The sequence below is a fragment of the Erysipelatoclostridium sp. MSK.23.31 genome (genome assembly GCF_019125875.1).
GTDB lineage: Bacteria > Bacillota_I > Bacilli_A > Erysipelotrichales > Coprobacillaceae > Thomasclavelia > Thomasclavelia ramosa.
Window position 1 is genome coordinate 203,060 of the sequence record NZ_JAHOCB010000002.1, and the last position, 8,133, is coordinate 211,192.

Genomic DNA, 8,133 nt, shown 5'->3' on the forward strand with positions numbered 1-8,133 from the left:
AATAAAATGATACTTTCCCCATAAAAAAATCAATTCATCGACAGATTAGATGCTATTATCGGTCTGTAAAAAGATCAATTCAACTGATCATTTAAATTTAATCCGTTCTCATTCTTTGATTTTTATATTCTTAACTTCCCCATTTTAATTTTTTATATAAAAAGAACTAGCATTTTGGCTATGAACCCTGTTTCTAGTTCTAAAATATCATTGAAGTAAAATGATTTTTTTGTTACTCAATACTTCATCATAAAAATCTAAACATTTTCGTGCAAAAAAAAACACGAGTAACAGTTGATCTATTACTCGTGTTTATACATGTTCTTTAGTTGAACGAAAATGTTTACTTTTTCGATTTTGTTTCTTATTAAATAAATATTTTTAAATTATTTAACAAGTTCTCTTAAATATTCTTGCACTTGTTCTCTTAAATCTTCGCGATTTAATGCAAAATCAATTGTTGCCTTAATAAAACCAAACTTATCACCAACATCATAACGTATTCCTTCAAAATCGTATGCATAAACTGCTTGAATATCCATTAGGCGTTTAATTGCATCCGTCAACTGAATTTCATTACCTGTACCTTTACTTTGCGTTTCTAGCAATTCAAATATTTTAGGTGTCAGCACATATCTTCCTAATACAGCTAAATCACTAGGGGCTTCATTAATTGGTGGTTTCTCTATCATATCACTCAATTTAACCAGTCTACCTGCACATTCAACAATATGTGATTTTGATGGTCTAACGATTCCATATTTATTTACATCCTTATGTTCAACAGTCTGCACGCCTACTACTGAAGCTTCTTTTTGTATATAAGCATCAATTAGCTGTCTCAATGCTGGTTTTTTATCATTTACTACAACATCATCACCTAATAGCACTGCAAATGGCTCATTACCAATAAATGATTTAGCACATAATACTGCATGACCTAATCCCTTTGGCTCTTTTTGACGAATATAATAAATATTTGCTAGATTAGCTATGTCATTAATTTCTTTGGCTTGTTTTATTTTACCACTTTCTAATAACCTTGATTCTAATTCATAGTTTTTATCAAAGTGATTTTCCATTGCATGTTTGTTACTATTGGTAATAATTAATATTTCTTCAATCCCGCTATCTACTGCTTCTTGGATAATATATTGAATTGTAGGGGTATCAACAATCGGCAACATTTCTTTTGCTAATGCTTTTGTCGCTGGTAAAAATCTTGTCCCCAAACCAGCAGCCGGGATGATTGCTTTTCTTACTTTTTGTTTCATGTTATCCTCCTTTTATAATTCTCTTTGCTTTATGTAGACATATCGAAATCATTACTTTTAATTTTAATAGAAATGGTGTTTTTATATATTTCTTTGAATATTTATTAAAGTCATTATTAAAAATATTTTCCATGTACTTATTTCTTTTATTTGGAATAGAAACTGATTTATATAAAGAAGGATTGTATTTTGATGCTTCTTTAATATCCACTTCTTTATACTCAATACTCTGCTTTATATTTTCAAATAACTCTTTTCCTTTTTGACTGTTAATAAAAACAAGGGAGGTTCCCTTGTTATCATATAATTTTGGATAGATATAATTTATCCCCCAAAAATCAGCTAATGTTATGTCACTATTTCTATGCAAAGATTTACTCTGACAATCATAACATGATGGTCTTAGACATAGATTTTTTAAAAAAACTTTCATATATTCATTTTGACTTGATAATTGGGTAAATTTTTCTTTTTGATCAATTGTAAAACTATATGAATCCCATCCTGTTGATTTATCTCTAAATGAAATATTAGCATCTTCTTCTATATTGAACTGTTCTAAATATTTCTTCCATACTTTAGGTGATGGTACGCCATGACATACGATATCCTGTAAAATAAGATTATCATATTTCTTGTTTAAAAATGCCAATAAGCCATCTATTTGACATGGTGTTCCACTAAAGTAGACTGGTCTACCTTGATTTAAATAATCCTTTATTTCAAAATAAGTATTTCCTATTTTGCTTTGTACATATTTAGAACCTCTTAATTTATTTAAATCATTTATATTATCTACTTTAATATGTTCAACCATATTTTCATTATTAAAAGTGGCACCATATACGATTCCTCCTTTTTCAATAACCAATGAGGCTAATAAAGTAAATACTCCTCCTGATGAACTACCTTTTCTAATTATCTCATCTTTGTTATAACATGCATATGCCTGTGGTTGATTATCCACTTTCATATCATTTAATATAGGACATCTTTTTTCACATAATCCACAATTGATACATTGGTTAACATCTACTTCAGGATACCAAAATCCTTCTTGATCCTCTTTCATTATTATACATTTTTTAGGACAAATATTATAACATGAATGACATCCTGAGCATTTTGATTTATCTACTATTTTTATCATGTTTGTCCTCTTTTCAAAATCTTGTTGATTGGTCCTCTTATAAGATTTTTTTCATACGTATTCATCCCAAAAGTAAACAAGCACATTACATAAACACATACATAAAATATGCCTATAATTAAGAAATGAATGATTGAATTAACAACTAATATTTTTGAAAGTCCTAAAGATAACAAAACAGTAACTATCACACATGGCATCAACATAGATATCTGTTTCCAAAAATATTTCATATCCATTTTAATTTTAACTTGATAATACCAGTTCATCAGAATGATATTCCCCAATACCATTGTTAAGCAAGTTCCTAATGCTGCGCCTATTTCTCCAAATAATTGAACTAAAGGAATACTCATAAATACATTTCCTATTGCAATAAAAAAATAAACAATAGATCTAAATTTATGCATATTCTTTGCTCTTTGTATCTCAATACCAAGATTTTGAATCAACGGAACCGTAACAGGAACAATCAGTAACAATGCGACATAATATGCATTATTATAATCATTTCCTGCCCATACATTGATAAAATACTGTCCGATAACAATAAATCCACCAATGACCATCGCAAGAATAATAAACTGAATTCTTCCTACTTTAGTAAATAATTCTGTCAATTCTTTATTGTTATTTTCGTCCATTGCTACTATTTTATTAACTCTAGGAATAAATACTGATGATATGGATGATGATAAACTCATATACATAGTATTGATTTGACCACCAACAGCATATATAGCTACTGCTGTCGTTCCACCAAATATACCTAATATAAATTTATCAACACTCCAGTTGATTTGATCAACAATCATGTTAATAAAAATATAAAAACTGAATACTCCTATTTCTTTAAGTAAAGAAATAGGAGTATTTTTAAATATGAACTTCAGCTTTAGCTTCTTTGTACAATACCAATAATTAATAATAAATTTTGAAACTGTAAGTATTGTTGTAACAACAACTAAACTTACTGATTTATAACCCATTAATAATAGTGGCAATGTTATAAATGGATTCAATATAGTTTGTAATAGTGATATAACACGTTGAAAGAAATAACATTCATGTGCCGTAACAAATGAATCAAATACACTTGATGGAAATGAAATAGCCAAGTTAATAACCATCAAGAGCATTAAAATTCTTGCTGTATCTATTTCACTTACAGTTAAACTTTTTGAAAATAGGTTATTGACATTACTGACTAATATACCACCTGCAAGTAGTGCAATCATCGCAATAACAGTAAAAACAATCATGAACATACCATTTAATTTAGCTATTCCTTCCTGATCATCTTTTACTCTATACCTTGAATAAAACCTCACATAGGCACTACCAAATCCAAAATTTAACAGACCTAAATAACTTACTACTGAATATACTAATTGATATAGACCATATTCATTTTGACCCAGTAATCTTAACATTACCGGTGTATAAACAATAGTTATAATATTTTGTACTATCATACTTACATATGATAGCATTACTCCTATTTTTAATTGATTTGTTTTCCTCATGCTTTTCTCCCTGTTTGATACATATAATAATCATTGTTTCAATATATTTAATTAATTGTTTCAATATATTTGGACCAACTTTCTCTTATTAATCTAATTTTTTTATCGTAATCAACTATTTTAGAAGGAATATAAATATTTTTATCATTACAAGGAATAGAAAAATATTCCAAAAGATTTTTAATTCTATTTCCCATATTATGAGTATCTCTATTTAAAACAACAAAATTTTTTCTAAAAATAATAGAAAAAACTGTACAATGAAAACTATCTGTAATTATCAGTTCGGCATTTTTTATCAAATCAATAAATTCAATTGGACCAGAAAAATAATGAAAATCATTTTTATTTAAAACATTTATAATATCGATATTTTTTAACTCATTTTTACAAAAATTAGTATCGGAGCTACCTAAAATAAATTCAAAAATATATTTATTTTTAAATTTTAATTTAGAATTTAATAACAAATTTTCCCATTCTTTTTTTGAAATTGCTAATGTAGGATCCATTAAGTGAACCACTTCTTTATTAGCTAATTGTTTTAGCTCTTCAATATTTTCTTTTTCTCTGCAACTTAATTTTTTAAATTTTCTTAATTCTTCTTTAAACTTATCTTTATTACTTATTCTATCGCCACCAATAGATGGAGCAGAAGCAATTCTTTTTTCTGCTTCAACTCCATTTAATAAAAAATAATCTAACATTTTTTGGCTTAAATATGCATCATTCCATACTTGATCACTACCAACAGATACAAAATCAAATGTATTTAAATAATCCCAAATACCATTTTTATTAAAATCAAACTTTTTTTTTGACAAATTTAAATATTGATTCGAAAAATTATAAAAAACACGATTTTTTTTGTAATTTCTTATTTCTATCATTGAAATAATAATATTTTTAACAAAATTATTAGTATAATAATTTTTATATCTTATAGTTTTAACAGTGAAACCATGATTTATATAAATTTTTTCAATTGCATAATTTTGAAGTTTATTTCCATAATTATTATTTCCATAAATCGTTACTATTCCGATTTTTTTCAATTTATTTTTTTTATTAGCCATGTCATTTTTTGTATATTATGCTTATATACACTTTCCTAGTACAATCTAATCGGTTAAATCCGGCTGAATCAAAATTAGAGATACTAGCTCTCCTTTCTTAAAAATTTTATAATAATAAATAGTGAAATACATACTTTAATCTCTACTAATAACTAAATTCCTTCAATCTGTTTTAATAATTGGTAAAGTTTTTATCAAATCTTTTTACTTCGACGATAGTGAAGATTTAATTTTTACATAGTTGACTAAAAAATATTAGCATTATAAACATGTATATAACACTTTAATTTAAATTCTATCATACAACATGATATTAAAGAAAAATAAAAATATGATTAAAAATCTAATAAAATTAAAATTTTTCTAAGCTAACTTTATCAAGTAAATATTAACTTATTATATACTTCTTTCACCATATAATGTAATTATAGCATAAGCTAATTAGTAATTATTTCCTCAAATTTTTCAAAGGATTGTGACCATTTAAATTTTTTCACCAATTTATATGCATTTTGTTCCAATTGTTCTATCAAATTATCATTATTAATTATTTCAAATAATTTTGCCTTTAATACATCAAAATCACCTTCTGATAATAAACAATTAATATAGTCATTTCCTATTTCAGCTAAGCAACCTGTTTTCATTCCTACTACTGCAACTTTATTTGCCATGGCTTCAATCGCAGTTAATCCCCATGCCTCTTTTAAAGTGGGAAATAATAATATATCTGATTCTCTATATAAAGATATTATTTTTTCTCGCTTTGGACTAATATAATACTCAACTTCACTAGGTATATAACTTGGCTTTGTTACACCAAAAATTATTATTCTACATCCATATTTTTGTTTTGCCTCTAATAAAATTTCTAATCCCTTTTTACCACCTTTATAATCAGCAAAGTTGCCTAACATTATTATTGTTTTTTTAGCATTTATTTTTTTATCACCCGTAATAAATTCATCATCATTTATACCATTATAAATAACATTACTCTTTACACCGCACTCTTTATAAATTATATTAGCTAAAGAATTTGTTATACAAATCCTTATCATATCTAACTTATATGTATTGTTTACAATATTTTTATCTTGATGCCAAGCTTCATAATCCTGTACAAAATATATTTTTTTTCCTTTAGATTTGGACAAATTGTATACATTTCTAGCAGTAAACCATGCTGTTGCGATTGTTACATCAGCATCTCTAATGCATCTATCATTTATTTTTAAAACTAGTTTCACATCAAATTTATTATCAAACCATGCTATTTTTGTTCTCCTTTTAAATGTATTTGCCAAACTCGTTTTATAATTTATTTTTTCATTGTCAATATCACACCATGAAAACAGTTTGGGTATATATACAATTACATCATGACCCTTATCTACAAAATAATTAGCATAAGTGAAAATTACTCTTAATCCTCCACCTAATACAGTACTAGGCACAACAATATTAATTCTCAATTTTTACACCACTTTTCTTCAAAGCATTTCTTATTGCTTCCAGCATAGCATAACCAAACTTTTCATCTGGTTCTAAATATCCAGATTCTCCCCATTCATTCCATGCAAACATAAACAAATATTCCTTGTTGTATATTTCTTTTGCCCTTTTAATTTGTTTGGTTAAATAGTATTGAAACTTTTCAGGTGTTACATCTGTACATAATTGTCCTCTGTTTTTTCTTCTTGGTGTATTATCCCAATCAACAAAAGCACCTGGATACCAATCATTACCTTTAGGATCTTGATTAAGTACTATTTTCCAAATATCATCATAACTATAATGCATAGTTGTTGCTTTGCATCTCAGTAATGGTATTCTATCTGCCACTCTATTTAACACTCTTTCTAATAAAAACGTGATACTTTTAGAGATATATTCAGTTACAGCTCTATTCATTTGAAACTCTATCCCACCTTCATATAAACCATTACTATTACCTTCATTATGATCGAATTCATTTTGTTGATGTAGAAAATATATCCCGTCCAATCCATTATCTAAAGCTAGTTTTTGCCAAAGTTTAATCATTTTAGGGTATTCTTTTACACCTTTTGGATTATACAAAATCATCAACGGTTTATTATCAATACGTATATATCTTTCATCTTTAAAAAAAGGTAGCAGATAATTAAAATGTTTTTCCCAATCTTTTTCATCTCCATATTTTTGCTCCCATAATAATTCATTAGTTTTATCTGCCCAGACTCTAGTCCAGGTATGGTTTGCCCAACTAAAGCAAAATGGTAAATCGATACTCTTATCTTCCAACATAATCTCTGCTGGTTTTTCTAATAACATGTTTCCCTCTGACCAATAATGATAATATGCAAAACCATATATGCCATATTTCTTTGCTAAATCAGCCTGCCAACGTAAAGTTGAATTATCAGTTAAATTATAATAATTTTTATTCAATGGTACTCTAGGCATATTGTGCCCTTTGAATGTTGGCTTTGATGATTTTACATTTGTCCATTCTGTAAATCCTTCTCCCCACCATTCATTATTTTCTTTAACTTCATGAAATTGTGGTAAATAAAATGCAATAATTTTCATTCTAAATCTCCTCACCTAGTCTCTTCTGAATAAATCCCTTGTATATACTCTATCTTCTACATCATCTAAGTAACTGTCATATCTATTAGCTATGATTGCTTGCGATTGTTTTTTAAATTCTTCTAAGTTATTTACTACTTTGCTTCCAAAGAAGGTTTCTCCATCTTTTAATGTTGGTTCATAAATAATTAATTCAGCACCTTTTGCTTTAATACGTTTCATTACACCTTGAATTGATGATTGTCTAAAGTTATCAGAGTTAGATTTCATTGTTAATCTATAAACTCCAATAACTACATTTTTTTCTTTTGATTGATCCCATGAATCATTAGCTTCATATGCTCCAGCAATTTCTAATACTCTATCAGCAATAAAATCTTTTCTGGTTTTATTACTAGCTACTATCGCACTCATCATTTCTTGTGGTACATCCTGATAGTTAGCTAGTAATTGTTTAGTATCTTTTGGTAAACAATATCCACCATATCCAAATGACGGGTTATTATAATGTGAACCAATTCTAGGATCTAGAC

The 8,133-nt window shown here is 27.1% G+C and carries 7 protein-coding genes; all 7 read right to left on the reverse strand.

Annotation, left to right across the window (positions count from 1 at the left end):
* Positions 1–386: 386 nt before the first annotated feature.
* Complete coding sequence (gene galU, locus KSU54_RS02370) at positions 387–1,274, reverse strand: UTP--glucose-1-phosphate uridylyltransferase GalU (RefSeq protein ID WP_054322066.1); 888 nt, start codon at positions 1,272–1,274, stop codon at positions 387–389.
* A 1-nt stretch (position 1,275) separates the two neighbouring features.
* Positions 1,276–2,424 (reverse strand): Coenzyme F420 hydrogenase/dehydrogenase, beta subunit C-terminal domain, encoded by a 1,149-nt coding sequence (locus tag KSU54_RS02375; RefSeq protein ID WP_117791869.1) that lies wholly within the window; start codon positions 2,422–2,424, stop codon positions 1,276–1,278.
* A complete protein-coding gene (locus tag KSU54_RS02380; protein WP_117791868.1) occupies positions 2,421–3,950 on the reverse strand; it encodes a lipopolysaccharide biosynthesis protein in 1,530 nt (509 codons plus the stop codon). Before KSU54_RS02380 ends, KSU54_RS02375 begins: the two co-directional genes overlap by 4 nt.
* A 47-nt stretch (positions 3,951–3,997) precedes the next feature.
* Positions 3,998–5,026 (reverse strand): polysaccharide pyruvyl transferase family protein, encoded by a 1,029-nt coding sequence (locus KSU54_RS02385; RefSeq protein WP_117791867.1) that lies wholly within the window; start codon positions 5,024–5,026, stop codon positions 3,998–4,000.
* Between the two features lie 437 nt (positions 5,027–5,463).
* Positions 5,464–6,501 carry a glycosyltransferase family 4 protein gene (locus KSU54_RS02390; RefSeq protein ID WP_117791866.1) on the reverse strand — a complete coding sequence of 346 codons (1,038 nt, stop codon included), beginning with the start codon at positions 6,499–6,501 and terminating at the stop codon, positions 5,464–5,466.
* A complete protein-coding gene (locus KSU54_RS02395) occupies positions 6,491–7,600 on the reverse strand; it encodes a glycosyltransferase WbsX family protein (protein ID WP_117791865.1) in 1,110 nt (369 codons plus the stop codon). The genes KSU54_RS02390 and KSU54_RS02395 overlap by 11 nt, the downstream gene beginning before the upstream one ends.
* A gap of 15 nt (positions 7,601–7,615) precedes the next feature.
* Positions 7,616–8,133, reverse strand: a 518-nt coding sequence (locus KSU54_RS02400) for a UDP binding domain-containing protein (protein ID WP_272482500.1), incomplete at its 5' end; no start/stop codon positions are given.

What these genes read in the sequence shown, in the direction of transcription:
- KSU54_RS02395 (WP_117791865.1), bottom strand. Translation starts at nt 7,600, where the DNA reads ATGAAAATTATTGCATTTTATTTACCACAATTTCATGAAGTTAAAGAA.
- KSU54_RS02375 (WP_117791869.1), bottom strand. Translation starts at nt 2,424, where the DNA reads ATGATAAAAATAGTAGATAAATCAAAATGCTCAGGATGTCATTCATGT.
- KSU54_RS02385 (WP_117791867.1), bottom strand. Translation starts at nt 5,026, where the DNA reads ATGGCTAATAAAAAAAATAAATTGAAAAAAATCGGAATAGTAACGATT.
- KSU54_RS02380 (WP_117791868.1), bottom strand. Translation starts at nt 3,950, where the DNA reads ATGAGGAAAACAAATCAATTAAAAATAGGAGTAATGCTATCATATGTA.
- galU (WP_054322066.1), bottom strand. Translation starts at nt 1,274, where the DNA reads ATGAAACAAAAAGTAAGAAAAGCAATCATCCCGGCTGCTGGTTTGGGG.